This window comes from Streptomyces flavotricini (assembly GCF_020639365.1).
Lineage (GTDB): Bacteria > Actinomycetota > Actinomycetes > Streptomycetales > Streptomycetaceae > Streptomyces > Streptomyces flavotricini.
This window is the reverse complement of record NZ_JAINUL010000001.1, coordinates 4,637,894-4,664,728: the sequence shown is the minus strand read 5'-3', so window position 1 is coordinate 4,664,728 and position 26,835 is coordinate 4,637,894. Positions and strand designations below refer to the sequence as shown.

The following is a 26,835-nucleotide window of genomic DNA, read 5'->3' as shown; positions in this document are numbered from 1 at the left end:
AGCCGACCCATCACGTCCAACGACAGTTCTCACCTGAAATCCCAAGCCCTGCTTATGAATTAAAGGGGAAGGACGTCCGGTGATCAGCAGCCGACGCGGTTCGAAGCCACCTGCTTGAGCGCGTCCAGGACCACGGAGGTCGCCGGGATGCGCAGGTGATCGCGGTAGACGTACGCGGCGATGTGCCGGCGCGCGGCGGGCTGGAGCGGCCGCCCGCACACCTTGTTCAGGGAGAGGGAGGGCAGCACGAGCGCGGGCATCATCGCCACGCCGAGCCCCTGTCCGACCATGCTCTGCACGACCAGGTTGTCGTCCGTGGCGAACCGGATGTCGGGCACGAAGCCCAGCTCGGCACACTCGTGCAGCAGGTTCGCCCGGCAGCGCGGGCAGCCGGCGATCCACCGCTCCTCCGCGAGATCGGCCAGGTGCACGGCCCGCCGCCGGGCCAGCGGGTGCCCGGTCGGGAGCAGCACCGTCAGCTGGTCCTCCAGCAGCCTGACCTCGGCGACCTCCTCCGGGATCTCCTCGTGGAGCCCGGGGTAGGTGAAAGCCAGGGTGATGTCGCACTCCCCGCGCTCCAGTCGGCGCAGCGACTCCGGGGGCTCCCCCTCCAACAGCTCGACCTGGATGCCCGGATGGTCCTTGGCCAGGTCACTCAGGGCCTCCGGGACCAGGGTGACGTTGGCGCTGGGGAAGCCGCACAGCCGGACCCGCCCGGTGCGCAGGCGGGCGTACGCCTTGAGCTGCGCCTCGGCGGCGGAGAGACTGCCGAGGATGGACTCGGCGTGCCGGGCCATCGACTCGCCGGCCTCGGTGAGCTGCATCTTGCGGCCGACCCGGGTGAAGAGCGGGGTACCGACGGCGCGTTCGAGCGCCTTCATCTGCTGCGTGATCGCAGGCTGGGTGTACCCGAGGGCGCGGGCTGCCGCCGAGTAGGACCCGGAGGCCACCACTTCGTGGAAAGTACGTATGTGCCGGGAATCGAACACATGGGAAGCATAAGCGGACGTTGGGAGGGGCCGTAGGCGTATTCGCGCCCACGGCCCCTCCCATCAAGCCAGCGGCCCCGTCGGTTTCACGCCCGGGTCGGGCGTCGTTACTTGTCGCCCACCCGCGAGCCGAGGGTGATGTCGACGGTGGTCGGCTTGCCGTCGCGCAGGTAGGTCAGCTTCACCACGTCGCCCGGCTTGTGCGTCCAGATCTCGCTGATCAGGGTCGGGCCGCTGTCGATCGGCTTGTCGCCGAACCGGGTGATCACATCGCCGGGCTTGAGGCCCGCCTTGCCGGCCGGACCGTTGGGGTCGACCAGGTCGTTGGCGGGCGCACCCTGCTCGGAGATCTTGGCGCCGTCGGTCTTGGACTGGAGGTCCACGGAGACCGAGATGATCGGATAGACCGGCTTGCCGGTCTTGATCAGGGACTCGGCGACGTTCTTCGCCTGGTTGACCGGGATGGCGAAGCCGAGGCCGATGGAGCCGGCCTGGCCGCCGCCGAAGCCGCCGTTGCCGGCCGACTGGATGGCGGAGTTGATGCCGATGACCGCACCGCGCCCGTCGAGCAGCGGACCGCCGGAGTTGCCGGGGTTGATCGAGGCGTCCGTCTGGAGCGCGCTCATGTACGAGTTCTTGCCGCCGGAGCCGTCACCGGAAGCCACCGGGCGGTTCTTGGCGCTGACGATGCCGGTGGTGACCGTGTTGGACAGGCCGAAGGGCGCGCCGATCGCGATGGTCGAGTCGCCGACCGCGACCTTGTCGGAGTCGCCGAGCGGCAGCGGCTTGAGGCCGGCCGGCGGGTTCTTCAGCTTGAGCACGGCCACGTCGTAGCCCTGGGCCCGGCCGATGACCTCGGCCTCGTACTTCTTGCCGTCGGAGAAGGTGGCGGAGAGCTTGCCGCCGTTCGCGGCGGAGGCCACCACGTGGTTGTTGGTGAGGATGTGGCCCTGCTGGTCATAGACGAAGCCGGTGCCGGTACCGCCCTCGCCGTCGCCGGCCGAGGCCTCGATGGTGACGACGCTGGGCAGCGCGCCCGCGGCCAGGCCCGCGATCGAGCCGGCCTCCCGCTTGAGGTCCTTGGGGGTGCTGCTCGCGGCGACCGTGGTCGAGCCGACGCCGTTCTCGCTGCGCTCGGCGGCCCAGAAGCCGATGCCGCCGCCGACGCCGCCGGCGAGGAGGGCCGCCACGAGCACGGCGGCGACCAGGCCGCCCTTGCCCTTCGGCTTGGCGGGCGGGAAGCCGTCGGCGGTCGGGGGCGCGCCCCAGGCGCCGCCGTCGTGGCCGCCTCCCGAGCCGTACGCCGGGACCGCGGGCGGCGGGGGCGGCCAGCCCTCGGCGCCGTGCGCGGCCGGAGCCTGCGGCGCGGGGGCCTGGGGGTAGGCGGGGGCCGGTGCGGGCGGGATCTGCCGGGTCGGCTCCGTGCCGGGCGCGGGCGTCGGCGGGAGCTGCTGGGTGACCGGCTCCGCGACGGGTGCGGCCGGAGCAGGCGCCGCCGGGGTCTCGGCGGCCGGTGCGGTCGCAGACGTCTCGGGGGCGGGAGCGGCCACCGGGGGTGTGGACGGGGCCGCGGGGGGCGTAGGGGCCGCGGTGCCCTCGTTCTCGGTGCTCACAGCGCTCTTCTCCTCGTCACACACGGCTTCAGAAAAACTGGCGATTCGGCCCGACAGAACGTTCGACGTGCCGCACAAGTTCCTGGGAAAAGCCTTCCCCATGACCCGTCAGAGCACTGTAAGCCGGACCTGTGCGTCTGCCCCATTCTTTATATCCGGCATTCCGGGCGCATCCGCACGGTGGATCCCGACACCCGGGGCCGTCTCGGTGGCACCATGACCCGGTGACCCACGCACTGCCGCCCATCCAGGTCGTCGCCCACCGCGGCGCCTCGGAGGATGCCCCCGAGCACACCCTGGCCGCCTACCGCAAGGCCATCGAGTACGGCGCCGACGCCCTCGAATGCGATGTCCGGCTCACCGCCGACGGCCATCTGGTGCTGGTCCACGACCGCCGGGTCAACCGCACCTCCAACGGCCGCGGCGCCGTCTCCGCCCTGGAGCTGGCCGACCTCGCCGCCCTCGATTTCGGCTCCTGGAAGGACCGCGAGGAGTCCCCGGACTGGGACGCCGACCCCGAGCGCACCTCCGTGCTCACCCTGGAGCGGCTCCTGGAGCTGGTCGCGGACGCCGGCCGGCCGGTGCAGCTCGCCATCGAGACGAAGCACCCGACCCGCTGGGCCGGACAGGTGGAGGAGCGGCTCCTCTTCCTCCTCAAGCGGTTCGGGCTGGACGCACCGCCCGCCGAGGGTCCGCACCCGGTCCGCGTCATGAGCTTCTCGGCACGCTCCCTGCACCGGGTGCGGGCGGCCGCGCCGACGGTTCCGACCGTGTACCTGATGCAGTTCATCTCGCCCCGGATGCGCGACGGGCGGCTGCCGGCCGGGGTGCGGATCGCGGGTCCCGGGATGCGCATCGTGCGCAGCCACCCCGGGTTCATCCGCAAGCTCCAGAGCGCGGGCCACTCCGTACACGTATGGACCGTGAACGAACCCGAAGACGTTCAGCTCTGCGCTGATCTGGGTGTGGAAGCAATCATCACGAACAGGCCGCGGCAAGTTCTGTCACAGCTCGGGCGCTGACGTCCCCTTTTGCGCACCCGCCCCGCAGGCCACGCGGGTGACAGGGTGTGCACCGGCGCATCCGCTCCGCAATCGTCCGACATGAATGCGTCAGAGGGCTCCGCCGCGTCGGTTTCCGGTCCAGGCCATTGGGGCATCCAGACCATGGCGTGGGGCTAAGGAGGTTCCGGGGGTGGCGTTGGTGGTGGCACAGGAAGTGCCCACGTCTTCGCGTATGGACGTATGCCATGGTCCTGCGGGCGTGGGCGAGGCAAGGCGCCGCATGCGTGAGCAATTGCGTATGAGCGGAGTGTCCGAATCGGTCGTGGACGACGCCGTACTGATCCTTTCCGAACTGCTCAGCAATGCCTGCCGGCACGGCAGACCGCTGGGTGCCGGAGAGGTCGGGGACGGGGAGATACGCGCCGCGTGGCGCATCGACAAGGCGGGGCGGCTGACGGTCGAGGTCACGGACGGGGGCGGCCCCACCCGCCCGGTTCCGGCCACGCCCTCGGTCACCGCGCGCGGCGGCCGGGGGCTGAACATCATCAGCGCCCTCGCCCAGGACTGGGGTGTCCGGGACGGAGCGGCAGGCGAGGTCACCGTATGGGTGACGGTTGCGTGCGGGGCCCGGCACGAGGATTTCGCTACGCGCGTTGCGCCCCCGGCGATCGACTTCAGCACCGCCTTCGACGATCTCCATCCGTGACCGGATCCCCGACCCGGATCCTCGACGACGACACCGGCCATCCGAACGAGCGGCCGCCGGGAGCGCACGCCGACCGTGCTCCCGGCCGCACCCTCCCGGTTGCGGCGGCGCGAACGGCTAGGCTCGCGCCCAGACACAACGCCGTACCGCCGCAACCGGGAGACACCCACGATGGCCAAGAAGCGCCCCGCAGCGAAGACTGCAAAGCCGCAGCTCAAGAACGGGGAGATCCCGGTGGTGGGCGCACGCGAGCCCTGCCCCTGCGGATCCGGGCGCCGTTACAAGGCCTGCCACGGCGCAGCCGCCGCACACGCGGTCACCGAGCATGTGGCGCGCCCCTTCGAGGGCCTGCCCTCCGAGTGCGACTGGGTGGCGCTGCGCGAGCTCGTGCCCGCGGCGACCATCCCGCTCACGCTCAAGGGCGGTCTGCCCGAAGGCGTCCCGTCCGTCACGCTGGTGACCGTACTGCCGATGGCCTGGCCGGCGCTGCGACGCGAGGACGGCTCCGTCCTGCTCGGCCTCCAGAACGACTCGACCACCGGGGACCTCGCCCGGGACATGGCCGACACCCTGGAGCGCGCGCTCGTCGCGGAACCGGGCACCCCGGTGGCCGCCCGCCGCGTGCCCGCCGAGGGTCCGCGACTTCAGGATCTCCTGGACACGGACGGCGTTTTCGAGCCGGTTGTGCACAGTGGCTTCGAATTCTGGATTCCGGATGCGGAGAGCGCTCAGAACTCCTCCCCGGAGATCGCCGCCTCCCTCGAGCGCGCCAACGCCGCCGCCATCCCCACCGTCAAGCTGTCCGGCGTGGACGCGGCCTACTGGTGCGAGACCCCGGACAAGAACCACCTGCGCTGGGTCATGCCGCACCCCGAGGAGAAGCTGCTCGACGCCCTCGCGCGGCTGCACGCGGCGGGCACGTCCTCGCTCGGCGAGGGCACCCGACTGGTCGGTTCGTTCCGGGCGCACGGCCTGATGGTCCCCGTCTGGGACCTGCCCACCGGAGTGACCGCCGACGACGTGGAGAAGCCCGCGGCGGAGTTCGCGGAGCGGCTGGCCACGGCCCTGACCGCGGACGCCCCGCTGACCGCGGAGGAGCGCCGGGCGCGCGGCGGACTCACCAACCGCCAGGTCACGCTCAGCTGACCGCCGAGCCCGTGCAGGACCGGTGACTGGGGTCACAACTCCCGCTAATCGCCTGCAAATCGGTGTCTGAATATCAGAGATCGAATTTGCGAACAGGCGATCTCTTGTTACCGTTCTTGTAGCCCGGTCGCTGGTGCATCCCCCGTCGCCAGCGACCGGGCCCTTCCATTTCCGCCGTCGCTCAACCGTCGGCCGGTGCCGGTGAGTTGCTCCCGGACCGCAGCAGCAGACGCCCTTCATCATCCGGAACTGCAAACTCCGCAACTGCCGAGTAGGCGTCCGGCGCCCCCGCCGAGTCCTCACGCGGCGTCTCGCACAGTCCCGGCTCGTCGCCGGCCCCGACCGCGCAGCGGATCTGCACCGTGCGCCCCGCCGGCCCCATCACCGTCAGGACGGCGTCCAGCGCGCGTCCGCTGGTGTTGCGGTAGTAGCTGCGACCCCAGGTCCGGCCCTCGCCCGCGAGGACACAGGTCTGTGCCTCCAGGCCTTGCGGGGAAGAGAGTTCGGGGCCGCACCGGGAATCCGTACGGGGCTGCTCGGACGGGCCGGGCTGAGCCCGCTGCGCGGGCGGCTGCCCCGGCGACGTTCCCCGCGCCGGCTCGGCCCGCCGCCCGGGCCCGGCGGCAGGTGTCGACGTACGCGATCCACCCGATGGATCGGCCAGTCCGAGCGAGGAGAGCAACCCGCCGCCTTTTCCGTCGTCCTGACCGGCGAAATCCGGTCCGGCGATCGCTCCTGCCAGCGGGAGCGACAAGATGATCAGCACACCGGCGCTGATACCGATCAAGCGGAGATTCATTCGGCGAAGATAGCGATGCGGGAATGGGGCACGGAGATCCCCGCGCCCAATTCCCTTGGAAACTCGTCGAGCTGACACCCGTACGAGTGATCCGCGGGCGTCCGGAGCGCCGGTTCAGTAAGCGAGCCGGCTGCCGCCGCCGGAGGCCCCGCTGCTCGCCTCGACCAGCGCGTGCACGACCGCCTCGATCTCCGGCAGCCACAGACCGCCGGGGACGGGGCCGTCCTCGGGCTCGCGCTCCCACCGCACCTGCCCCCCGCCGGAGGCGGGGGAGGGCGGGAGCAACAGGTAGCCGCCCTCCCCGTGGAACCGCAGCGCGGAGGGCACGTGGTCCTTGGCGTACAGGAGTTCGCCGAGCCGCTCCAGCGAGTACGGCGCGACCAGCAGCGCCCAACGGGTGGGCGTGGCGACGATCGGGCCGAGCCGCATGCCCTGCGCGTCCAGCCGTACGACGGCCCGCGCGGCCGCGTTGGCCGGCAGGCTCACGGCGCAGGGCGCGGACCCTCCGGTGGCCAGCAGTACGGGGGCGGTGGGCCGGTTGGTCCACCACCAGGCCACCATCCGGGGGTCGGTGGTGGCCGCGAGCAGCCCGGGGTCGAAGGGGTGCGCGCCGGGAACGACGCAGTCGGGATCGGGGCAGGCGCACCGGTTGCTGTCGGCGCCGGAGCGGCCGACGCCGGGCAGCACCGGCCACTGCCGGGCGGTGGCGCAGGTGAGCGCCGCGTCGAGGAGGGGGAGGGCCGGATCACCGCTCTGCCCGGAGGCGGGGCGGAGGGTTTTCAAGCGATCGCGGAGCCGCTGGAGACGCCTTCCGAGGATCTCGCGCATGAGCGCTCGTTCCTTTCCGTTGAACGCCGAGGGCCACATCACACCATGTAACCGGTGTTTCACCACACGTACACGTTTCGCGTCACTGTCCGCCTTGAAGGAGGTTCACACGGTTCGTGCAGTCTTCTTACGGGTCCATCAAACGTCCGGCGGGGGCGGAACGCGACCCGCGCCAGTGCCGAGACCGGCTGCCGCCGCTAAGGACGACGGACCGTGCCGGGCGGTTCCCGGCGACCGCCGGGCTGCGCCAACTCCCCCCGGGCACCACCGATTAGGTACCCGGAGCCACTCCGACGCCCGACCAGTCGATCGCAAAAACCGTCTGCTTCCGGCTTTTTCCAGCCAAGTTCTAGCCTTGGCTGGACAGTGAGTTGCCGTCCCACGGACACCAGGATTCCCACCTGGGCAATGCTGGACATCGATCCTCGTGTGCGTGTAGATGTGGATTCATTGATGGCGGCGCAGCACGATCTGGGGGTTTGCGATGCTATATGGCGAATCGCACCAGGTGGAAAGGCGGACGCCATGAGCGCCCCGCATCTGCCGAAAGTGGCTGGAATCGATCCAGCAGTTACCGCGGCCCCGCAAACTGCGGCGCCCACGCCCGCCCGAACCGCCCCGGCACAAGCTGCGGCAGCGGTCCCCGGACCGAGCACGGTGATCCAGGACAGGCTGGCGGGGATGGTCTCCGACCTGACCACCCTCCACGAGCTCACCGAGCGCCTCGCCCGCGCCCGTGACCTCGACTCCTCCCTCCAGGAGTTCCTGCGTGCCGGAGCCGCCCTCGTCGGCGCCCGCCGCGGCCTGGTCGTCCTCGAACCCTCCGACGGGCTCGGCCCGGCGCACACGATCGGCCTGGGGCTGGGCCGCGCGGACCTCGGGCACATCGAGACCGTCCCGCGCTCCGCGACCTCGTACGGCCGCATCCTCGACGGACTCCCCGACGCCCGGGGCGGCTCCGAGGTGCTCCCCGAACCCGACGCCGCCCCCGGCTCGGGCGGGTACGGCACCCCGGTCGACCCCCGCCACCGCGAGGTCGCCGCCCGGCTCGGCTACGCCGCGAGCTACGCGCTGCCGCTGACGGCCGAGGCCACGGGGCGGCTGGGAGCCGCCGTCTGGCTCTACGACGAACAGGCCGAGCCGAGCGAGCGCCAGCGCGACCTCGCCGGGCTCTACGTGCGGCACGCCGCCGAACACCTGGCCCGGATGCTGGAGGTGGAACGCTCCCGCACGCGCCTGGCCACGGTCGCCGAGGAGCTGCTGCCCAGCCGGCTCCCGCGGATCCCCGGGGTGCAGCTCGCCGCCCGCCACGACACCGGACCGCACGGCGGGGGCGACTGGTACGACGCGCTGCCGCTGCCCGAGGGCGCCCTGGGACTGGCCGTCGGCTCCGTCGGCGGGGCGGGGCCCAGCGCCGTCGCCGCGATGGGACGGCTGCGGGCCTCGCTGCGCGCGTACGCCGTCATGGAGGGGGAGGACCCCGTCGCGGTCCTGTCCGACCTCGAGCTGCTGCTGCGCCTGACCGAGCCCGCGCGCTGCGCGACGGCGCTCTTCGCGTACTGCGAACCCGGCGGGGCCCCGCACGGGGGACACCGGGGACGGAAGATCATCCTGGCCGGGGCGGGGCACACCCCGCCGCTGCTCATCGGCGAGCACCGCACGGAGTACGTGGAGACCACGCTCTCCGCACCGCTCGGGATGCTGTCGTGCTGGGAGGCGCCGAGCGTGGAGATCGAACCCGCGCCAGGAGAAACGGTGCTGCTGTACACCGACGGGCTGCTGCGGCGGACCGGAGACTCCATGGACCGGGCCTACGCGCGGCTGCACGCGGCCGCCGCGGGGGTGCCCCGGGCCATCCGTGACGATCCGGCGGCCCTCTGCGACCACATCCTGCGGACGGTGCTGCCCGCGGACGATCCGGCGGTCGCCCCCGCCGGTTCCGCCCCCGCGGCGGCTTCCGCCCCGTCCGCCACCACGGCCGCCATGGCCGCCACGGAGGACGGAGTGGAGGACATCGTCCTGCTCGCTGCCCGTTTTGACTGATTCCTCACACCCGCCGCCGGGCGTCTTCCCCTCGCACATACGATGGATGCGGTCCTACCCGGTCCTGCAGTAGCTGTCGTACGTGTCGTAGCTGAGGAGAAGACGTGGCTGACGAGCTCACCCCGGAGACCCCGGAAGAAGAGCAGCCCCAGAAGAAGCACAAGCAGCGCAAGAACGGGCTGTACCCGGGCGTCAGCGACGAACTCGCGGAGAACATGCGCACGGGCTGGGCCGACACCGAGCTGCACGGGCTGGAGCCGATCGCCCAGGCCGCGCACACCGCGGCCCGCCGCGCCGCGCTCTCCGCGCGCTTCCCCGGCGAGCGCCTGGTCGTGCCCGCGGGTCGCCTCAAGACGCGCTCGAACGACACCGAGTACCCCTTCCGCGCCTCGACCGAGTACGCGTACCTGACCGGCGACCAGACCGAGAACGGCGTACTGGTCCTCGAACCCTCGGGCGAGACCGGCCACACCGCCACCGTCTACCTGCTGCCCCGCTCCGACCGCGAGAACGGCGAGTTCTGGCTCTCCGGCCAGGGCGAGCTGTGGGTCGGCCGCCGCCACTCCCTCGCCGAGGCCGAGCAGCTGCTGGGCATCCCGGCCAAGGACGTGCGCAAGCTCGCCGAGGAGCTGACCGAGGCGGAGGGCCCCGTACGCAACGTGCGCGGCCACGACTCCCTCATCGAGTCGGCCCTGACCGACAAGGTCACCAAGGAGCGCGACGAGGAGCTGCGGGTCTACCTCTCCGAGGCCCGCGCCGTGAAGGACGAGTTCGAGATCGGCGAGCTCCAGAAGGCCTGCGACTCCACCGTCCGCGGCTTCGAGGACGTCGTGAAGGTCCTGGACAAGGCCGAGGCCACGTCCGAGCGCTACATCGAGGGCACCTTCTTCCTGCGCGCCCGCGTCGAGGGCAACGACGTCGGCTACGGCTCCATCTGCGCCGCCGGCCCGCACGCCTGCACCCTGCACTGGGTCCGCAACGACGGCGACGTCCGCTCCGGCGACCTGCTGCTCCTCGACGCCGGTGTGGAGACCCACTCCCTCTACACCGCGGACGTCACGCGCACGCTGCCGATCAACGGCACGTACACCGACATCCAGCGCAAGATCTACGACGCGGTGTACGAGTCCCAGGAAGCCGGCATCGCGGCCGTCAAGCCGGGTGCCAAGTTCCGCGACTTCCACGACGCCTCGCAGCACGTGCTCGCCGAGAAGCTCGTCGAGTGGGGCCTGCTGGAGGGCCCGGTCGAGCGCGTCCTGGAGCTCGGCCTGCAGCGCCGCTGGACCCTGCACGGCACCGGCCACATGCTCGGCATGGACGTCCACGACTGCGCCGCCGCGCGCACCGAGGCGTACGTCGACGGCACGCTGGAGCCCGGCATGTGCCTCACCGTCGAGCCCGGTCTGTACTTCCAGGCCGACGACCTGACCGTGCCCGAGGAGTACCGGGGCATCGGCGTCCGCATCGAGGACGACATCCTGGTCACCGAGGACGGCAACCGGAACCTGTCGGCCGGGCTGCCCCGCGCCTCGGCCGATGTCGAGGCCTGGATGGCGCGCCTGAAGGGCTGACGCCTGCCGTGGGGCCCGGCCTTCGGGCCGGCCCCGCGTTCACCTCCGATGGGCGGGATCTCGTACGCGAGTCCCGTCCATCGGCGTATCCGGGGGCCCTTCCGCTAGGACACCTTCAGCAGCGCTCCCTCACGCCATTTCAAGATCTTGTCGAAGCTGACCACCGCGCCCCGGCCGGGCCGGTTGCGCAACCTGACGTGGTCGGCGAGCTCCGCGATCAGCCACAGGCCCCGGCCGTGCTCGCTCTCCGAGGGTTCGGAGGGGCCGGCCGACGGGGGTCTGTGCCCCGAGACCGTCGCCGCGGGGAAACCGGGGCCCGAATCGGTCACCTCGATGCGGCAGCAGTCGCCGTCGAGGTAGGCCGTGACGCGGTACGCCGCGCACGCCTCCGGGAGGGATTCCGCGCCGGCACCGGCTTCGGCCGCCGGGCCTCCGTGCTCCACCGCGTTCGCGCAGGCCTCGCTCAGTGCCACCGAGAGATCGAAGGAGATGTCCGGGTCCACCCCCGCGGTCTCCATCGTCCCCAGCAGCAACCGCCTGGCGAGCGGCACGCTCGCGGCTTCGCGCCTCAAGTGGAGAGACCACCAGATGCTCATACGGTTACGTATTGCCGCACGCGGCGGGGCGTAAGCCCCCGGCGGCCGCCACAGCCCTCATTCGGCCGATGCGGCACTCCGAAGCGGCGGTGTATGCGGCCGTATCCGGGCCTCCGCCCCGGCGGGGACACCCGAGGTGAAGCCCTCGTACAGGGGCACTCACGACCTTCCGGACCTGCCGTATGGACGGTGTGAGGGCAGTGCGATGATGGCCCGGCCATGACTGTCCCCCACGCGACGCCTGCCGGAGCCGGACTCCGGCTGCTCCGGGCCGCGGTGTTCACCGCGGTCTGCGTCGTGCTGTCCGCGGCCGGGCACGCCCTGGCGTCCTGCGCCACGGTGCCCTGGTGGGCCCTGGTCATCGCCTTCCTCGCCGTGTTCGCGGTCGCCGCCCCGCTCGCGGGCCGCAGGCGGTCGCTGCCCGGCATCGCCGCCGCACTCGCCTTCGGACAGCTCGGCCTGCACACGGTGTTCGGCCTCGGCCAGCACAGCGCGGCCTCTGCCCAGGCACCTGCCGGCGCGGACACCTCGCTCGCGGCGCTCGCCGCCCGGCTGGTCTGCGGGGGCAACTCCGTCCCGCTCAGCCCCGCCGACGCCCGGCAGATCCTGGAGACCGCCGGACTGGATCCGGCCGCCCTGGCCGCCCAGGCCGCGGCGCAGGGCGCGGCACCGGTCCACGCCGGCCACGCGCACCTCGCGCAGGCCGCCGAGGCGCCCGCCACCGGCCTGTTCAGCACCGGCATGCTCCTCGGGCACCTGCTGGCCGCCCTGGCCGCCGGCTGGCTCATGGGGCGCGGCGACGCCGCCCTGCTCCGGCTCGTGGAGCTGTCCCGCAGCTCCGCCGAAGCCGATCCCGTACGTCCGCTGCGCGCCGCGCTGGCCTTCGTACGGGCCCTCGGCGCCGGGCTCGCGGGTACCCCGGCCGGTGCCCCGCGGGCGGCCCGTACCGCTGCCGAACCCGCCGCGCACACGGGCCGGGACGCACTCCAGCACACGGTGATCAGGCGCGGGCCGCCCTCCACGGCGCTCGCCCTCGCAGCCTGACGCGGCACCCCTCCCCGGAACACCCGGCGGACGCACCGGTGCCGCGAACTCCGCGCGCACCCGTGCGCGGAACCACCGTCACCCTGCCTCTGTGGAGTGTTCCCGCCATGAAGACCTCTCGCGTCTCCTTCGCCGCCGCCCTCGCCGCCGGCTCCGTCCTCGTCCTGTCCGGCACGGCCTTCGCGCACGTCAGCGTGCAGCCCGGGGACGCCGTCAAGGGCGGCTACGCGACCATCAACTTCAAGGTCCCGAACGAGCGCGACAACGCCTCGACCACGCAGCTGGAAGTCAACTTCCCCGTGGACCAGCCGCTGACCTCCGTCATGCCGCAGGACATCCCCGGCTGGACCGTGGCCATCGAGAAGAGCAAGCTCGACAAGCCGCTCACCGTCCACGGCAAGCAGGTCAACGAGGCCGTCACCAAGGTGACCTGGAGCGGCGGAAAGATCGAGCCCGGCAAGTTCCAGCAGTTCCCCGTCTCCGTCGGCAAGCTGCCCGACAACGCCGACCAGATGGTCTTCAAGGCGATCCAGACGTACGACAACAACGAGGTCGTCCGCTGGATCGAGGAGACGAAGGCGGGCGCGGCGGAGCCGCAGAACCCGGCTCCCGTCCTGAAGCTGACCGCGGCCAAGGCCGCCGACGACCACCACGACGACGACAAGAACGCCGCCGCCAAGGACGACAAGGGCCACGACGAGGCCGCCAAGAGCGCCTCCGACACCACTGCGCGCGCCCTCGGCGTCGCGGGCATCGTCATCGGCCTCGGCGGTGTCGCCTTCGGTGTCGCCTCGCGTCGCCGCGCCTCCTGACCCCGAGCGGCCCCAGGCCGTATCCCCTTAGTCCAGAACGTGCGCGCAGCCGGTCCTTCTTCGTCGCCGGCCCGCCCGTGCACCACATCCCCGATCCCAGGGACATCCCTCCATGCGCACCACACGTGTGACGGTCGCCGCCCTCGCGGCGGCGGCCGCCCTCACCCTCACCGCCTGCGGCGGCGGTGAGACCGCCAAGACCAACGAGGTCACGCAGCTCACCGGCCAGACCAAGCCCGGCAAGGCCACGGTCCTCGACCGCCCCTTCGACAAGCCGGAGCTGGTCCTGACGGACACCACCGGCAAGCCGTGGAACCTGCGCGAGCAGACCAAGGGCAAGCCGACGCTCATCTACTTCGGCTACACCAACTGCCCCGACGTGTGCCCCCTGACGATGAGCAACATCGCCGTCGCGAAGAAGGCACTGCCGAAGGCCGACCAGGACAACCTCCAGGTCGTGTTCGTCACCACCGACCCCGAACGGGACACTCCCGACTCCCTCGGCGCGTGGCTCAAGGCCCAGGACCCGTCCTTCACCGGACTGACCGGGGACTTCGCCACCATCCAGGCGGCCGCGCGCAAGCTCGGCATCGGTATCGAGGCACCGAAGAAGGAGGCCGACGGCAGCGTCGTCTCCATGCACGGTGCCCAGGTCATCGCGTTCTCGCCCAAGACCGACGAGGGGTACCTCCTCTACGGCGAAGGCACGACCGTCGACGACTACACCAAGGACCTGCCGAAGATCGCCAAGGGAGAGAACCCGTGAACGCCCGCACCACCCGCACCCTCGCCGCCGCCCTCTCCCTGACGGCAGCACTCGCCATATCCGGCTGCTCCTCGGACTCCGACGCCAAGGCCGGCGCGGACAAGCCGAAGATGACGGTCAGCGGCGCCTTCATGCCGGAACCCGTGAACGACAAGATGGCCGGCGCGTTCATGGTCATCAAGAACGAGTCCAAGACGGCCGACAAGCTCACGGCCGTCACCAGCCCGCTCTCCGACGATCTGCAGATCCACGAGACCAAGGACCAGAAGATGCAGCAGGTCGCGGCCATGGCCGTGCCCGCCAACGGTGAACTCCGGCTGGAGCGTGGCGGCAGCCACGTCATGTTCATGGGGCTGAAGAGCATGCCGAAGGTCGGCGAGAAGGTCACCGTCGAGCTGCGCTTCGAGAAGGCAGACCCGGTCAAGGTCGAGCTGGACGTCAAGGAACGGACGTACAACGCCCAGAACACCAGCGGCCACTGACGGACCGAGGTACTGACACGCCATGACGGCCATCGCCCCCTCCCCGGCCCGCGTCCGGGCCCCGGCATCCCTGCCGCGGCTCGTGCTGGTCCTCGCAGCCCTGCTGGCGACCCTGTTCACCGCGGCCGGCCCGGCCTCGGCACACGCCGCGCTCACCGCGAGCGACCCCAAGGACGGGGCGGTGGTCGCCACGGCACCCGCCCAGGTCACCCTCTCCTTCTCGGAGCAGGTCGCCATGGGCGACGACTCCATCCGCGTCATGGACCCGCAGGGCAAGCGGGTGGACACCGGCGAGCTGCGCGACATGTGCAGCGGAACCACCATCCGCTACGGCACCGCACTGCACTCCGGGCTGCCGGACGGCACCTACACCGTCGCCTGGCAGGCCGTCTCCGCCGACAGCCATCCCGTCTCCGGAGCCTTCACCTTCTCCATCGGCGCCCCCTCGGCGACCAGCGTGGCCCTGCCCACCGCCCAGGCGGGCGGCGGACCGGTGGGCATCGCCTACGACATCGCGCGCTATGCCGCCTACGGCGGTTTCACCGTCCTCGTCGGCGGCGCGGCCTTCATCCTGCTGTGCTGGCGACGCGGCGCGGCACAGCGCCCGCTGCAGAAGCTCATCGTGCGCGCGTGGGTCACGCTCACCGCCGCCACTCTCGTGATGCTGGTGCTCCGCACCCCGTACACGGGGTCGGGGAAGTTCGCCGACGCTCTGGACCTGGACGGCTTGAAGGCCGTCCTGGAGACCAAGCCCGGCGCCTCCCTCGTCTCCCGGCTATTGCTCCTCGGCGCCGCCGCGCTGTTCATCGCCGTACTGTTCGGCGCCTACGCGCGCGGGACCGCCGAGGCCGCGGAAGCGGACAAGCCCAAGGGCAAGGGCAAGGGCAAGCAGAAGGACCGCGGAGCGGACAAGGCGTCCGGGCCGGGTTCGGGGGCGGACAAGGACGCGAACGACCTGCTCTTCGGCCTCGGCATCGGCGGAACCGTCGTGGCCGGCGGCATCGCCGCCACCTGGGCCCTGTCCGAGCACGCCTCGACCGGCGTCCAGCCCGGTATCGCCATGCCCGCCGACATCCTGCACCTGCTGGCCGTCGCCGCCTGGCTCGGCGGTCTCACCGCACTGCTCGTCGCCCTCCACAAGGTCCCGGACATCGAGCGGGAGGCGGTCCGGCGTTTCTCCCGGGTCGCGTTCGTCAGCGTCCTGGTCCTCGCCGTCACCGGCGTCTACCAGTCCTGGCGCCAGGTCGGCAGCTGGTCGGCCCTCACCGGTACCAGCTACGGGCAGCTCCTGCTGGTGAAGGTCGGGCTCGTCGCCGTCCTCGTCGGCATCGCCTACGTCTCCCGCTCGTGGACGGCACGGCTCACCGATGCCCCCGCCGGGAAGCCGGCCAAGATCGCCCGGCAACGCGATGTTTCACGTGAAACATCGCCTGCCTCCGTCACCGTCCCCGAGGACCCCAAGCGGGCCGCCCAGCTCGCCCGGCAACGCGCCGCCCGGGAGAACGCCCGCGAGAAGCAGGTGCGCGACGCCGATCCGGCCCGGGCGGGACTGCGCCGCTCCGTGCTCGCCGAGGCCGGGGTGGCCATCGCCCTGCTCGCCGTGACCACCGTGCTCACCAGCACCGAACCCGGCCGGACCGCCGAGCGGGCCGGCGGGCCGGACTCCGCGGCCACCGCCGTCCCCAACCGCGCCATCAAGATCACCCTGCCGTTCGACACAGGCGGCCAGAACGGCAAGGGATCGGTCCGTGTCGAGGTCGACCCGGGCCGGGTCGGCGCCAACTCGCTCCACGTCTGGATCGACGACCCCCAGGGCCGGCCCCTCGACATCCCCGAAATCAAGGTCGCCTTCACCCTCCCCGCCAAGGACATCGGCCCCCTGCCGCTCCTCCCGGAGCGCGCGGCCCCCGGACACTGGAGCGCGTCCGGCGTCCAGCTGCCGCTGGCCGGGGAATGGCGGATCGACGTGACCGTCCGTACCTCCGACATCGACCAGACGACCGTGCAGAAGAACGTGAAGATCGGCTGACCAGCGTGACCGACAGCAACCCCGACATCGAGATCTCCCGGCGCCGACTGCTGGGCACCGTCGGCGCCGCGGGCGCCGCCGGGCTCGCGCTCGGCACCACCGGCGGCGCCCTCGTGCACTCCGCGTTCGACGACTCCCCGGCCGGCGCCACCGGTGCCTCCGGGAGCCTCGCCTCCCTCGGCGCCACCCGCATCGCCTTCCAGGGCGAGCACCAGGCCGGCATCACCGACCCGCTGCAGGCCAAGGGCCACGTCCTCGCCTTCGACCTGGCCCCCGGGGCCGGCCGCAAGGAGGCCGCCGCCCTGATGCGGCGCTGGTCCGACACCGCGCGCCTGCTGATGGCGGGCCAGCCCGCATCGGGCGCGGACTCCGGTATCGCCCTCGACGCCGGTCCTTCCTCCCTCACCATCACCTTCGGCTTCGGCCACTCCTTCTTCGAGCGCACCGGGCTCGCCGCCCGCCGCCCCACCGCCCTCGACCCGCTGCCCGACTTCTCCGCCGATCGGATCGACGCCCAGCGCAGCAACGGCGACCTGTGGGTGCAGATCGGCGCCGACGACGGGCTCGTCGCCTTTCACGCCCTGCGCACCCTCCAGAAGGAGGCCGGGGAAGCAGCCCGGGTCCGCTGGCAGATGAACGGCTTCAACCGGTCCCCCGGCGCCACCGCGGCACCGATGACCGCCCGCAACCTCATGGGCCAGATCGACGGCACCGGCAACCCGAAGCCAGCGCAGCCCGACTTCGACAAGCGGATCTTCGTCCCCGCCGCCGGCCCCGGGCCCGCCGAGCACTCCTGGATGGGCGGGGGCTCGTACGCCGTCGTACGACGCATCCGCATGCTCCTCGACGACTGGGACAAGCAGTCCCTGGCCCAGCAGGAGCAGGTGATAGGCCGTACGAAGGCCACCGGCGCGCCCCTCACCGGCGGCACCGAGACCACGAAGATGGCTCTCGACAAGATCGGCCCCGACGGCAAGCCCGTCATTCCGTCCAACGCGCACGCCCGGATCTCCGCCCCCGAACAGAACGGCGGGGCCGCCATGCTCCGGCGCCCGTTCTCCTTCCATGACGGGATCGGCGCCGACGGCACCCCGGACGCGGGTCTCCTCTTCATCTGCTGGCAGGCCGATCCGCTGCGCGGCTTCGTCCCCGTCCAGCGCAAGCTGGACCGGGGCGACGCCCTGTCGGCGTTCATCCGGCACGAGTCCAGCGGGCTGTACGCGGTCCCGCCCGGCCCCCGCGACGGGGAGTACGTGGGGCAGCGGCTGCTCGAAGGATGAACAGCAACCCGGCGGTCGGGGACCCGGCATTAGGCTGATCACATGTCGGCCACCCGCTTCACCTATCTCGGTCCCGAGGGCACCTTCACCGAAGCCGCCCTCCGCACACTGCCGGAAGCCGCGACCCGGGAGCTCGTCCCGATGGTGTCGGTCCCGGCCGCCCTGGACGCCGTACGCAACGGGGAGGCAGCCGCCGCCCTGGTGCCGATCGAGAACTCGGTGGAGGGCGGGGTCACCTCCACCCTGGACGAGCTGGCCTCCGGCGAACCGCTGATGATCTACCGCGAGGTGCTGCTGCCCATCGCCTTCGCGCTCCTCGTGCGGCCCGGTACCAAGCTGTCGGACGTCAAGACCGTCACCGGGCACCCGGTCGCCCAGCCCCAGGTGCGCAACTGGCTGCGGGCGAACCTGCCCGACGCGACGTGGGAGTCTGCCGCCTCCAACGCCGACGGGGCCCGGCTGGTCCAGGAGGGCCGCTTCGACGCCGCCTTCGCGGGCGAGTTCGCGGCGGCCACGTACGGGCTCGTCCCGCTGGTCACCGAGATCCACGACGCGGAGAACGCAGAGACCCGGTTCGTGCTCGTCGGGCGGCCCGCCCGGCCGGCCGCGCCGACGGGCGCCGACAAGACCTCCGTCGTGCTGTGGCTCGGCGACGACCACCCCGGTGCGCTGCTGGAGCTCCTCCAGGAATTCGCCGTCCGCGGGGTCAACCTGATGCTGATCCAGTCCCGGCCGACGGGCGAGGGCATCGGAAACTACTGCTTCGCGGTCGACGCCGAGGGCCACATCTCCGACCGCCGGGTCAGCGAGGCACTCATGGGTCTCAAGCGCACCTGCCCCCAGGTCCGTTTCCTCGGCTCCTATCCGCGCGCCGGCGTCGCTCAGGGTGACGTGCGCGCTCCGCGGCCCGGAACCTCCGACGGAGACTTCATGGCCGCTTCCGACTGGCTGACGCGCTGCCTCGACGGCCGGGCGTAGCTCTTCCTCCACTGTCCACAGAGTTATCCACAGGCAGAGATGGGGACCTGTGGACTAGTCGACATCACGGCGCGACAAGGTCGACAAATCGGTCGGGGGCCCCGGGTTTCGCGCTGGGGAGCGGAAGGTGAACGGCGTCACCCCTGCATCGCCGATCAACTCTTTGGAGCGAGCCATTCCCACCCGAATGAGTGTGTGAGGGCGGTTTGAACCCTGAATCGTCCTGACGGGTCACGGGTGGGGATTGATCTATTTCCGTGTCCACAGATCCGGCGCACAGCCTGTGGACAAGTCTCCGTGGCGGGCAATTCCTGTGGACAAGGAAGACCTTCCCGCCCTGCTCAGGGGGTGCCCGGATACCGCGCTTGTGCCCCTTTTCAGGGAATGGGCCGCTTTTATTGACCACACGGGAAGGGTCACTTCCGGCCAGCGGGTTCCGCGTTTTCCATTCTCCACAATTGGGACATAGCGACACGCAGCGTGATATCGGTGTGAGCCCAGGAAGCCCAGCCCGGTAGCCTGGAGGGGTGATTGACCTCCGGCTGCTCCGTGAAGACCCTGACCGTGTCCGCGCCTCGCAGCGCGCCCGTGGAGAGGACGTCGACCTCGTCGACGCACTGCTCTCCGCCGATGAGCGCCGCAGGTCCTCCGGCATGCGCTTCGACGAACTGCGCAATGAGCAGAAGTCACTCGGCAAGCTCATCCCCAAGGCCTCCGCGGAGGAGCGGGCAGAGCTGCTGAAGAAGGCCGAGCAGCTCAAGACGGACGTCAAGGCCGCCGAGGCCGAGCAGAACGAGGCCGACGAGGCCGCCAAGCGGCTGCTGCTCCAGCTCGGAAACATCGTCCACGAGGACGTCCCGGTCGGCGGCGAGGAGGACTTCACCGTCCTCGAGACGCACGGCACGATCCGCGACTTCGGCGCCGAGGGCTTCGAGCCCAAGGACCACCTGGAGCTCGGCGAGTCGCTGGGCGCCATCGACGTCGAGCGCGGCGCCAAGGTGTCGGGCTCGCGCTTCTACTACCTGACCGGTGTCGGCGCGCTGCTGGAGCTCGCCCTGGTCAACGCGGCGATCGCGCAGGCCACCGAGGCCGGCTTCATCCCCATGCTGACCCCGGCGCTGGTCCGCCCGCGCGCCATGGAGGGCACCGGATTCCTCGGCCAGGCCGCGGAGAACGTGTACCACCTGGAGAAGGACGACTACTACCTGGTCGGCACCTCCGAGGTCCCGCTCGCCGCGTACCACATGGACGAGATCATCGACGTCGAGAAGCTGCCGCTGCGCTACGCCGGCTTCTCGCCGTGCTTCCGCCGCGAGGCCGGTACGTACGGCAAGGACACCCGCGGCATCTTCCGCGTCCACCAGTTCGACAAGGTCGAGATGTTCTCGTACGTCGCGCCGGAGGACGCCGAGGCCGAGCACCAGCGCCTCCTGGAGTGGGAGAAGCAGTGGCTGACCAGCCTGGAGCTGCCCTTCCAGGTGATCGACGTCGCCACCGGTGACCTGGGGGCCTCCGCCTCGCGCAAGTTCGACTGCGAGGCGTGGATCCCGACGCAGGGCAAGTACCGCGAGCTGACCTCGGCCTCGAACTGCAACGGCTTCCAGGCCCGCCGCCTGTCGATCCGCTACCGCGACGGCAAGAAGACCGCGCCGCTCTCCACGCTGAACGGCACGCTGTGCGCCGTACCGCGCACGATCGTCGCGATCCTGGAGAACCACCAGCAGGCCGACGGTTCCGTGCACGTGCCGGTGGCGCTCCGCCCGTACCTGGGCGGCCGTGAGCTCCTGGAGCCGATCGCCAAGTGAGCCCGGTCCCGTTCCCGTACAAGCTCGTCGCGACCGATCTCGACGGCACGCTGCTGCGTGGCGACGACACCGTCTCAGAACGCACCCGTGAAGCGCTCGCCGCGGCCACCGCGGCGGGCGCGGCGCACATCATCGTCACCGGCCGGGCCGTGCCCTGGACCCGGGGCGTGCTGGACGATCTCGGTTACAAGGGGATCGCCGTGTGCGGGCAGGGCGCACAGGTCTACGACGCAGGGGCGCACCGGCTGCTGACCTCGGTGACGCTGGACCGGCAACTGGCCGGTCTGGCGCTGTCGAAGCTCGAGGCCGAAGTGGGTCCGCTGGCGCTCGCGGCAAGCCGGGACGGGGTGGACGGCGACGTGCTCTTCGGCCCCGGCTACCAGGTGCAGGGGGGTCTGCCGGCCCTCTACCTGGCGGACACCGCGGAAGTGTGGAGGGCTCCGCTGAACAAGCTCTACATCCAGCACCCGGAGCTCGGCGACGACGCGCTGGTGAAGGTGGCCCGGGAGACCGTGGGCTCGCTGGTCGACATCGTCATGGCCGGTCCGGGGATAGTGGAGATCCTGCCGCTGGGGCTGACGAAGGCCACCGGCCTCTCGCTGGCCGCGCGCCGGCTGGGCGTGAAGGCGGCCGAGACGATCGCCTTCGGCGACATGCCCAACGACATCCCGATGTTCGGCTGGGCGGCGCACGGAGTGGCCATGGCCAATGCCCACGCGGAGCTCAAGGCGGTGGCCGACGAGGTGACGACCTCCAACGAGGAGGACGGCATCGCGGTGGTGCTGGAGCGACTGCTGGGCGCCGCCTGACGGTCAGCCCGGAACCGGGAGCGAGACGGGGAAGGTCCGGAACAGCCCGCGCCGCGAGGCGCGCTCGAAGTGGCTGCTCCGGACCTTTTTGTTGCTCCCCGCACGGCTCACTCTGCCCGGGGCGCAGGTCACGTACCAGTCAATTTCCGCGGTCAGCCGTCGCCGGCGTGGTGCTCTGTTTCACGTGAAACATGTCTGGGGTGCGGGTGGCGGGTGAGCGGCCAGGCGAGCAGGCCGACGGAGAGCGAGATGGCGTGCCCGAGGTCGGTGAAGGTCCCCCCGGTGAGGAGCGGCAGCCCGAAGAAGGCGACGACACCGACGAGGTAGAGCCAGCGCACCGGGTTCGGGAGCCGGTAGGTGAGGACCCCGGCCGAGGCCGCGAGGCCGTAGCTGACGCCGACGTCGACGACGTGGACCATGCTGTGCGGGGCCCGGTGGTCCTGAATGGCCATCAGGACCACCTTCTGGCTGACCAGGGTGGCCGTGATGTGGGCGGTCGCGACGACGGCCAGCCAGCGCAGCGTGCCGAGCCAGCGTTCCACGGGCGCGTGGAAGAGCTCGAAGAGGACGGCGTACAGGGCGAGCGAGGCCGGGTTCTCGATCCAGAAGGCGCTGGAGAGCAGGGCCCGCACGGGGTGCCGGGTGAGTTCGTGGATGTTGCTGCTGTGGCGGTGGAGCAGGACGTGCTCGAGGTGGTCGGGGGCGATCACGACGATGACACTCGTGACGGCGAGGAGCAGCAGCCATATGTGCGTACCCGGCGAGGAGCGTATCCAGGACCGTACGGGCCTGGACGGCTCGGGCTCGGGGTGCTCGACCATGCCCTGATTTTGCCCCGTACGGCGGTGCCCCGCCCGGCCTGTGGGCCGTGCGGGGCACCGGGCGTGGAGCCGGTACGGCGGGTGCCTACTCCTCGCCCGCCAGGGTGAGGCGGCGCAGCTTCTGGCCGGCGTACACGGTGGCGCCCACGGTGACCACGCAGAGCAGGGTCACCGCGGTGGGCAGGCCGACGGTGGCGTCGACGTAGCCTTCGCCGGCGACCTTCTCGGCGAGGGCCAGGGCCCACTGCTGGACGCTGAGGGTCTTCGCACCGGAGACCAGGCTGCCGAAGAGCGACTCCCAGATCAGGGCGTAGACCAGGCCGAAGACGACCGCGTGCCGGCTGACGGTGCCCAGCAGGAGGAACAGCGCGCTGTAGGCGATCGAGGCGACGAGCGCCGCGACGGTGTAGGCGACGGCGATCTGCTGGCCGTTGCCGTTCAAGATGAACCCGGCGATCAGGGTCGGGATCGCGGAGAAGGCCATCGTGACGCCGATCGCGACGATCAGCTTCGTCATGATGATCGTCGGGCGCTTCACCGGCTTGGAGAGCAGGTAGACGATGGAGCCGTCGTCGATCTCCGGGCCGATGGCGCCGGTGCCGGCGATGACGCCGATCAGCGGGACCATCGTGGCGAGGGCGAAGCCGCCCAGCAGGTCGGCGGCGACCTTGTCGTCCAGCCCGGTGAAGGCGCGGACGGCGATGGAGATGACGATCAGCAGGACGGGCAGTCCGCAGAGGATCAGCGCACGGCGGCGGCCGAGCAGCGCGCGGTAGGTGAGCCGGGCGACGGTGGGGTTGTACATGGGTGCCAGCTCCTTCAGGCCGCGACGAGGTAGGAGAAGACCGACTCGAGGGACTCGTCGGAGGGCGAGACCGTCAGCAGCCGGATGCCGTGCGCACGGGCGACCCGCGGCAGCAGCTCGGTGAAGCGGCCGAAGTCGACGGCCTGGATGCGCAGCGCGCCTTCCTTGAGGTCGACCTCGATGCCCGCGGTGGAGGGGTCGGCGATCAGGGCCGCCGCGAGGGCCCGGTCGTCGGAGGAGCGGACCACGTAGCGGTGCGGGCGGTCCGTCATCAGGCGGCGGATCTTGCGGAAGTCGCCGGATGCGGCGTGCCGGCCGGCGACGACCACCTCGATGTGGGAGGCGAGCTGTTCGACCTCCTCCAGGATGTGCGAGGAGAAGAGCACGGTGCGGCCGTCGTCGCCCATGCGCCGCAGCAGGTCCATGAGCTGCATGCGCTGGCGCGGGTCCATGCCGTTGAACGGCTCGTCGAGGAGCAGCACGGACGGGTCGTGGACGAGGGCCGAGGCCATCTTCACGCGCTGGCGCATGCCCTTGGAGTACGTGGAGATCTTGCGGTCCTGGGCGTACTCCATCTCGACGGTGGCCAGCGCCCTCTGGGCGGCCGCGTCGTCGAGGCCGTGGAGCTCGGCGTTGGCGACGACGAACTCCCGGCCGGTGAGGAAGTCGTACATCGCCTCGCGCTCGGGGACGACGCCGATCTGCTTGTAGACCTGCTCGTTCTGCCAGATCGGCGCGCCGTCGAGGGTGACGGTGCCCGTGGAGGGGGCGAGGAAGCCGCCCATCATGTTGATGAGAGTGGACTTCCCGGCGCCGTTGGGGCCCAGCAGCCCGGTGACGCCGGGGCCGATGTGCATGGTCACGTCGTTGACGGCGACGACGTTCCCGAACCAGCGGGAGGTGTGGTCGATGTCGATGGTGGTCACAGCCCGGCCTTCCGGTAGCGGGCCATCAGAGCGGCGTAGGAGCCGGCGATGAGGCCGAGGACGACGAGCAGGTAGACGAATCCGACGCCGGCCGAGGGGCCGTCTCCGCCGGGGAAGGCGGAGGTGGCGCCGAGGAAGGCCGTCTGCACGCCGTCGATCAGGGTGATCGGGGAGAACAGGCCCATCCACTCGATGGGACCGGTCGAGCCGGTGTTGTACGCGATGCCCTGGACGGCGGTCACGGCGCCGTAGGGGATCAGCAGCAGGGCGATGATGGCGGCGACGCCGAAGCCCCGGCGCGGGGTGAGCGCGGCCATGATCAGGCCGAGGCCGGCGAACAGCACCGAGAGCAGCAGCACGGAGACCAGTCCCTGGGCGAACCCCTTGGTCTGGTCCGCGAAGTCGAATTTGGCCAGCAGCGCGCCGATCCACATGATCAGCAGCGGGGTGGCGGTGAGGATGAAGAGCGCCGAGGCCATCGCCGCGAACTTGGCGAGGACGTAGTCGACGCGCTCGATCGGCCGCGAGAAGTAGAGCGGCACGGTCTTGAAGCGCAGGTCCCGTGAGACCGACTGCGGTGCCTGCGAGGCGAGGTACAGGCCGATGATCACCTGGGTGGTCAGCGCGTACGTCGTGTACTTGATCGGCAGGCTGGTGGAGCCGGGCACCGCGATGGCGACCGCGACGATGATCAGCGCCGGGACGCACATCACCGCGAAGAGGAGCATCGGGAGGACCTTGGACTTGGCGGACCGGCCGAGTCCGTACGCCCCGCGCAGGGACTGCGAGAACAGCGACTTGCGGGCGTAGGCGCGGCCGAGCCGGGCTCCGTCGTAGGACCGGTAGCCGATGTTGTGGATCTGGGTCGAGGTGTCAGGCGCCATCGGAACCGGCTCCCTTCCGGACGAGCTGCTGCTGGTCGTTGTCGCGGAAGACCTCCGCGATGTGGTGGCGGCGCTGTTCCATGCGGACCAGGCCGAGGCCGAGGTCGGCGACGGTGTCGCGCACGATGTCGTAGGTCTCCTCGCCGGTGGCTTCCAGCAGCAGGATGTGGCCGGCTCCGGGCAGCCCCTGCTCCTCGCCCGCGTGCAGGGTCAGGCCCAGGTCGGCGAGCGCCTTGCGCAGGGCGGCGGTGCCGTCCGGATGGGCGTCGGTGTCGGTGACCTCGACCGCGAGGGTCGTGGTGATCTGGGTGAAGTCGCTCGTGGAGCTGGAGCGCAGCAGCTTGCCGCCGTCGACGACCACGACGTGGTCGCAGGTCCGCTCCAGCTCGCCGAGCAGGTGGGAGGTGACGAGGACGGAGATGCCGAAGTCGGTGTAGACGCGGCGGATCAGGCCGAGCATCTCGTCCCGGCCCACGGGGTCGAGGCCGTTGGTGGGCTCGTCGAGCAGGACCAGCTGGGGGTCGTGGACGAGCGCCTGGGCCAGCTTGACGCGCTGCTTCATGCCCGTGGAGTAGCCGCCGATGGGGCGGTACCGCTCCTCGTACAGGCCCACGTGGCGCAGGGTGTCGGCGGTCCGCTCGCGGGCGGCGGTCGGCGGGAGTCCGGACATGCGCGCCATGTGCACGACGAACTCGGTGGCCGAGACGTCGGGCGGCAGGCAGTCGTGCTCGGGCATGTAGCCGACGCGTTCGCGGATGGCGCTGCCATGGGTGGCGACATCGAGTCCGAGCACGGCGGCGCGGCCCTCGGTGGCGGGGGACAGTCCAAGCAGGATCTTGATCAGCGTGGACTTGCCGGCTCCGTTGGCACCCACGAGGCCGGTCACTCCGGGCCCGATGTCCAGGGAGAGCCGGTCGATTGCGGTCACTCGGGGGTACCGCTTGCTCAGGCTTTCGGTCGCGATGACAGTCACGGCTTCGACGTTAGTGGCGCGGACCGCGCCGATCGTCAGACCAGGAGCGTCATCCCGTCTCCGCCTTCAGGACTACACACCCTGACGAAAGGCTGATGCGGACCGGTCAAAGGGGACCGGCGAAGCGGACCGTACGCGGTGGATCGGACAAGTTGTCCACAGGTCCGTGCACGACCCTTGACGTGATCTCCGGTCATTGTCACATTCATCAGTGTCAAGTTACGGGCGCGTAGCGCGTACGGCTCTACGGACGGACGGCTGTCATGGCTGCGGACACCAGGCAACGCACCGCGCAACTCTCGCCGGACCTGCGCGGGTTCAGGGAAGTGCAACGCCTCTCGTACGAGTGCGCGGAGACCGTCGCGGCGCAGCTGCGGCCGGGCGTGACCGAGCGCGAGACTGCGCGGATGCAGCGCGAGTGGCTGCGCGAGCGCGGGGTGCGGGACTGGTTCCACCTGCCGTTCGCGTGGTTCGGGGACCGCACCGCCTTCGCGAACTTCAAGATCCCCCTCCAGTTCTTCCCGACGAACCGGAGGCTTGAGCCGGGGATGCCGTTCATCCTCGACATGGCGCCCGTGTACAAGGGGTACGCGGCCGACATCGGGTACTCGGGCAGCCTCGGGCTGAATCCGGTGCAGGACCGGCTCATGTCCGATCTGCGCGTGCACCGCGAGCTGATCCTGGACCAGGTCCGCGAGCGCCGCCCGCTGCGCGAGATCTACGAGAACGTCGAGCGGCTGATGATCCACCAGGGGTATGCCAACCGGCACCGCGCCTACCCCTTCGGTGTGATCGCCCACAAGATAGACCGCGTCAAGGAGCGGCGCTGGTCCCCGACCGCCTTCGGGTTCGGGACGCAGTCCCTGAAGGGGCTGGCCTCCGACGCCCTGCACGGACACCGCGAGGGCTGGTCCCCGCTGTGGAGCCCGTACCGCTTCTCCGACCACCCGCCGCAGCCCGGGCTGTGGGCGGTGGAGCCGCACCTGGGGTTCCGGGGCACCGGTGCGAAGTTCGAGGAGATCCTGGTCGTCACCGACTCGCGGGATCCCGGGGAGAGTGCGTTCTGGCTGGACGACGATCTGCCGCACGTGCGGCGCTGGGCCGAGGAGAAGGCAGCATGAGCGGC

The 26,835-nt window shown here is 71.1% G+C and carries 25 protein-coding genes; 15 read left to right on the top strand and 10 right to left on the bottom strand.

Annotated features, from left to right (window positions below):
* Positions 1-83: 83 nt before the first annotated feature.
* Both K7B10_RS21075 and K7B10_RS21070 read right to left on the bottom strand, forming a co-directional pair.
* A complete protein-coding gene (locus K7B10_RS21075) occupies positions 84-989 on the bottom strand; it encodes a LysR family transcriptional regulator (RefSeq protein ID WP_229338044.1) in 906 nt (301 codons plus the stop codon).
* Positions 990-1,096: 107 nt separating this feature from the next.
* Positions 1,097-2,602 carry a S1C family serine protease gene (locus tag K7B10_RS21070; protein WP_229338042.1) on the bottom strand — a complete coding sequence of 502 codons (1,506 nt, stop codon included), beginning with the start codon at positions 2,600-2,602 and terminating at the stop codon, positions 1,097-1,099.
* A gap of 224 nt (positions 2,603-2,826) precedes the next feature.
* Between K7B10_RS21070 and K7B10_RS21065 the strand changes: the two genes are divergently transcribed.
* From K7B10_RS21065 to K7B10_RS21055, 3 genes are all read left to right on the top strand, one after another.
* Positions 2,827-3,624: a glycerophosphodiester phosphodiesterase gene (locus K7B10_RS21065; protein WP_229338040.1), complete on the top strand. Its 798-nt coding sequence runs from the start codon at positions 2,827-2,829 to the stop codon at positions 3,622-3,624.
* A gap of 85 nt (positions 3,625-3,709) precedes the next feature.
* Complete coding sequence (locus K7B10_RS21060; RefSeq protein WP_229338038.1) at positions 3,710-4,312, top strand: ATP-binding protein; 603 nt, start codon at positions 3,710-3,712, stop codon at positions 4,310-4,312.
* Between the two features lie 171 nt (positions 4,313-4,483).
* Positions 4,484-5,458 (top strand): DUF5926 family protein, encoded by a 975-nt coding sequence (locus K7B10_RS21055; protein ID WP_229338036.1) that lies wholly within the window; start codon positions 4,484-4,486, stop codon positions 5,456-5,458.
* A gap of 181 nt (positions 5,459-5,639) precedes the next feature.
* On the opposite strand, the gene K7B10_RS21050 is transcribed toward K7B10_RS21055, so the two are convergent.
* Both K7B10_RS21050 and K7B10_RS21045 read right to left on the bottom strand, forming a co-directional pair.
* Positions 5,640-6,257, bottom strand: coding sequence for a hypothetical protein (locus K7B10_RS21050; protein ID WP_229338034.1), 618 nt, complete (start codon positions 6,255-6,257; stop codon positions 5,640-5,642).
* Positions 6,258-6,371: 114 nt separating this feature from the next.
* Positions 6,372-7,085: a bifunctional DNA primase/polymerase gene (locus tag K7B10_RS21045; protein ID WP_229338032.1), complete on the bottom strand. Its 714-nt coding sequence runs from the start codon at positions 7,083-7,085 to the stop codon at positions 6,372-6,374.
* A 408-nt stretch (positions 7,086-7,493) separates the two neighbouring features.
* Here K7B10_RS21045 and K7B10_RS21040 point away from each other — a divergent pair, with 408 nt between their 5' ends.
* The gene (locus K7B10_RS21040) at positions 7,494-9,128 is read left to right on the top strand and encodes a PP2C family protein-serine/threonine phosphatase (protein ID WP_229338030.1); all 1,635 of its coding nucleotides are present in this window, start codon (positions 7,494-7,496) and stop codon (positions 9,126-9,128) included.
* Between the two features lie 104 nt (positions 9,129-9,232).
* On the top strand, positions 9,233-10,699 hold the full coding sequence (locus K7B10_RS21035) for an aminopeptidase P family protein (protein WP_229338028.1): 1,467 nt from the start codon (positions 9,233-9,235) through the stop codon (positions 10,697-10,699).
* Between the two features lie 104 nt (positions 10,700-10,803).
* Here K7B10_RS21035 and K7B10_RS21030 read toward each other — a convergent pair whose 3' ends face one another.
* The gene (locus tag K7B10_RS21030) at positions 10,804-11,295 is read right to left on the bottom strand and encodes an ATP-binding protein (RefSeq protein WP_229338026.1); all 492 of its coding nucleotides are present in this window, start codon (positions 11,293-11,295) and stop codon (positions 10,804-10,806) included.
* A 219-nt stretch (positions 11,296-11,514) separates the two neighbouring features.
* On the opposite strand from K7B10_RS21030, the gene K7B10_RS21025 reads away from it, so the two are divergent.
* The 9 genes from K7B10_RS21025 (at position 11,515) to K7B10_RS20985 (ending at position 21,300) form a co-directional block, all read left to right on the top strand.
* The gene (locus tag K7B10_RS21025; protein WP_229338025.1) at positions 11,515-12,339 is read left to right on the top strand and encodes a hypothetical protein; all 825 of its coding nucleotides are present in this window, start codon (positions 11,515-11,517) and stop codon (positions 12,337-12,339) included.
* Positions 12,340-12,446: 107 nt separating this feature from the next.
* Positions 12,447-13,151 carry a YcnI family copper-binding membrane protein gene (locus K7B10_RS21020; RefSeq protein ID WP_229338023.1) on the top strand — a complete coding sequence of 235 codons (705 nt, stop codon included), beginning with the start codon at positions 12,447-12,449 and terminating at the stop codon, positions 13,149-13,151.
* 112 nt (positions 13,152-13,263) lie between these two features.
* A complete protein-coding gene (locus K7B10_RS21015; protein WP_229338021.1) occupies positions 13,264-13,917 on the top strand; it encodes an SCO family protein in 654 nt (217 codons plus the stop codon).
* Positions 13,914-14,399 carry a copper chaperone PCu(A)C gene (locus tag K7B10_RS21010; protein WP_229338019.1) on the top strand — a complete coding sequence of 162 codons (486 nt, stop codon included), beginning with the start codon at positions 13,914-13,916 and terminating at the stop codon, positions 14,397-14,399. Before K7B10_RS21015 ends, K7B10_RS21010 begins: the two co-directional genes overlap by 4 nt.
* A gap of 22 nt (positions 14,400-14,421) precedes the next feature.
* Entirely contained in the window at positions 14,422-16,428 is a 2,007-nt protein-coding gene (locus K7B10_RS21005; RefSeq protein WP_229338017.1) for a copper resistance CopC/CopD family protein, read from the top strand.
* The gene (gene efeB / locus K7B10_RS21000) at positions 16,425-17,708 is read left to right on the top strand and encodes an iron uptake transporter deferrochelatase/peroxidase subunit (protein WP_229345262.1); all 1,284 of its coding nucleotides are present in this window, start codon (positions 16,425-16,427) and stop codon (positions 17,706-17,708) included. Before K7B10_RS21005 ends, efeB begins: the two co-directional genes overlap by 4 nt.
* A gap of 42 nt (positions 17,709-17,750) precedes the next feature.
* Complete coding sequence (pheA, locus tag K7B10_RS20995) at positions 17,751-18,686, top strand: prephenate dehydratase (RefSeq protein WP_229338015.1); 936 nt, start codon at positions 17,751-17,753, stop codon at positions 18,684-18,686.
* Positions 18,687-19,213: 527 nt separating this feature from the next.
* Entirely contained in the window at positions 19,214-20,491 is a 1,278-nt protein-coding gene (gene serS / locus K7B10_RS20990; RefSeq protein WP_229338002.1) for a serine--tRNA ligase, read from the top strand.
* Positions 20,488-21,300 (top strand): HAD family hydrolase, encoded by an 813-nt coding sequence (locus K7B10_RS20985; protein ID WP_229338000.1) that lies wholly within the window; start codon positions 20,488-20,490, stop codon positions 21,298-21,300. The genes serS and K7B10_RS20985 overlap by 4 nt, the downstream gene beginning before the upstream one ends.
* A gap of 152 nt (positions 21,301-21,452) precedes the next feature.
* Here K7B10_RS20985 and K7B10_RS20980 read toward each other — a convergent pair whose 3' ends face one another.
* The 5 genes from K7B10_RS20980 to K7B10_RS20960 form a co-directional block, all read right to left on the bottom strand.
* Complete coding sequence (locus K7B10_RS20980; RefSeq protein WP_229337998.1) at positions 21,453-22,121, bottom strand: rhomboid-like protein; 669 nt, start codon at positions 22,119-22,121, stop codon at positions 21,453-21,455.
* Between the two features lie 85 nt (positions 22,122-22,206).
* A complete protein-coding gene (locus K7B10_RS20975) occupies positions 22,207-22,926 on the bottom strand; it encodes an ABC transporter permease (protein ID WP_123513638.1) in 720 nt (239 codons plus the stop codon).
* Between the two features lie 14 nt (positions 22,927-22,940).
* Positions 22,941-23,852: an ABC transporter ATP-binding protein gene (locus K7B10_RS20970; protein WP_229337996.1), complete on the bottom strand. Its 912-nt coding sequence runs from the start codon at positions 23,850-23,852 to the stop codon at positions 22,941-22,943.
* Positions 23,849-24,736 (bottom strand): ABC transporter permease subunit, encoded by an 888-nt coding sequence (locus K7B10_RS20965; protein WP_030857810.1) that lies wholly within the window; start codon positions 24,734-24,736, stop codon positions 23,849-23,851. Before K7B10_RS20965 ends, K7B10_RS20970 begins: the two co-directional genes overlap by 4 nt.
* On the bottom strand, positions 24,726-25,709 hold the full coding sequence (locus K7B10_RS20960; protein ID WP_229337993.1) for an ABC transporter ATP-binding protein: 984 nt from the start codon (positions 25,707-25,709) through the stop codon (positions 24,726-24,728). Before K7B10_RS20960 ends, K7B10_RS20965 begins: the two co-directional genes overlap by 11 nt.
* Positions 25,710-25,972: 263 nt before the next feature.
* Here K7B10_RS20960 and K7B10_RS20955 point away from each other — a divergent pair, with 263 nt between their 5' ends.
* The gene (locus K7B10_RS20955; RefSeq protein WP_229337991.1) at positions 25,973-26,830 is read left to right on the top strand and encodes a M24 family metallopeptidase; all 858 of its coding nucleotides are present in this window, start codon (positions 25,973-25,975) and stop codon (positions 26,828-26,830) included.
* Positions 26,831-26,835: the final 5 nt, after the last annotated feature.

Excerpts from the sequence above, each read along its gene's own strand:
- K7B10_RS21055 (WP_229338036.1), top strand. The coding sequence starts at position 4,484 with ATGGCCAAGAAGCGCCCCGCAGCGAAGACTGCAAAGCCGCAGCTCAAG.
- K7B10_RS21020 (WP_229338023.1), top strand. The coding sequence starts at position 12,447 with ATGAAGACCTCTCGCGTCTCCTTCGCCGCCGCCCTCGCCGCCGGCTCC.
- K7B10_RS21025 (WP_229338025.1), top strand. The coding sequence starts at position 11,515 with ATGACTGTCCCCCACGCGACGCCTGCCGGAGCCGGACTCCGGCTGCTC.
- K7B10_RS21060 (WP_229338038.1), top strand. The coding sequence starts at position 3,710 with ATGCGTCAGAGGGCTCCGCCGCGTCGGTTTCCGGTCCAGGCCATTGGG.
- K7B10_RS21040 (WP_229338030.1), top strand. The coding sequence starts at position 7,494 with ATGCTGGACATCGATCCTCGTGTGCGTGTAGATGTGGATTCATTGATG.
- K7B10_RS20965 (WP_030857810.1), bottom strand. The coding sequence starts at position 24,736 with ATGGCGCCTGACACCTCGACCCAGATCCACAACATCGGCTACCGGTCC.
- pheA (WP_229338015.1), top strand. The coding sequence starts at position 17,751 with ATGTCGGCCACCCGCTTCACCTATCTCGGTCCCGAGGGCACCTTCACC.
- K7B10_RS20975 (WP_123513638.1), bottom strand. The coding sequence starts at position 22,926 with ATGTACAACCCCACCGTCGCCCGGCTCACCTACCGCGCGCTGCTCGGC.
- K7B10_RS21005 (WP_229338017.1), top strand. The coding sequence starts at position 14,422 with ATGACGGCCATCGCCCCCTCCCCGGCCCGCGTCCGGGCCCCGGCATCC.
- K7B10_RS21050 (WP_229338034.1), bottom strand. The coding sequence starts at position 6,257 with ATGAATCTCCGCTTGATCGGTATCAGCGCCGGTGTGCTGATCATCTTG.
- K7B10_RS20980 (WP_229337998.1), bottom strand. The coding sequence starts at position 22,121 with ATGGTCGAGCACCCCGAGCCCGAGCCGTCCAGGCCCGTACGGTCCTGG.
- K7B10_RS21030 (WP_229338026.1), bottom strand. The coding sequence starts at position 11,295 with ATGAGCATCTGGTGGTCTCTCCACTTGAGGCGCGAAGCCGCGAGCGTG.
- K7B10_RS20955 (WP_229337991.1), top strand. The coding sequence starts at position 25,973 with ATGGCTGCGGACACCAGGCAACGCACCGCGCAACTCTCGCCGGACCTG.
- K7B10_RS21015 (WP_229338021.1), top strand. The coding sequence starts at position 13,264 with ATGCGCACCACACGTGTGACGGTCGCCGCCCTCGCGGCGGCGGCCGCC.
- K7B10_RS21045 (WP_229338032.1), bottom strand. The coding sequence starts at position 7,085 with ATGCGCGAGATCCTCGGAAGGCGTCTCCAGCGGCTCCGCGATCGCTTG.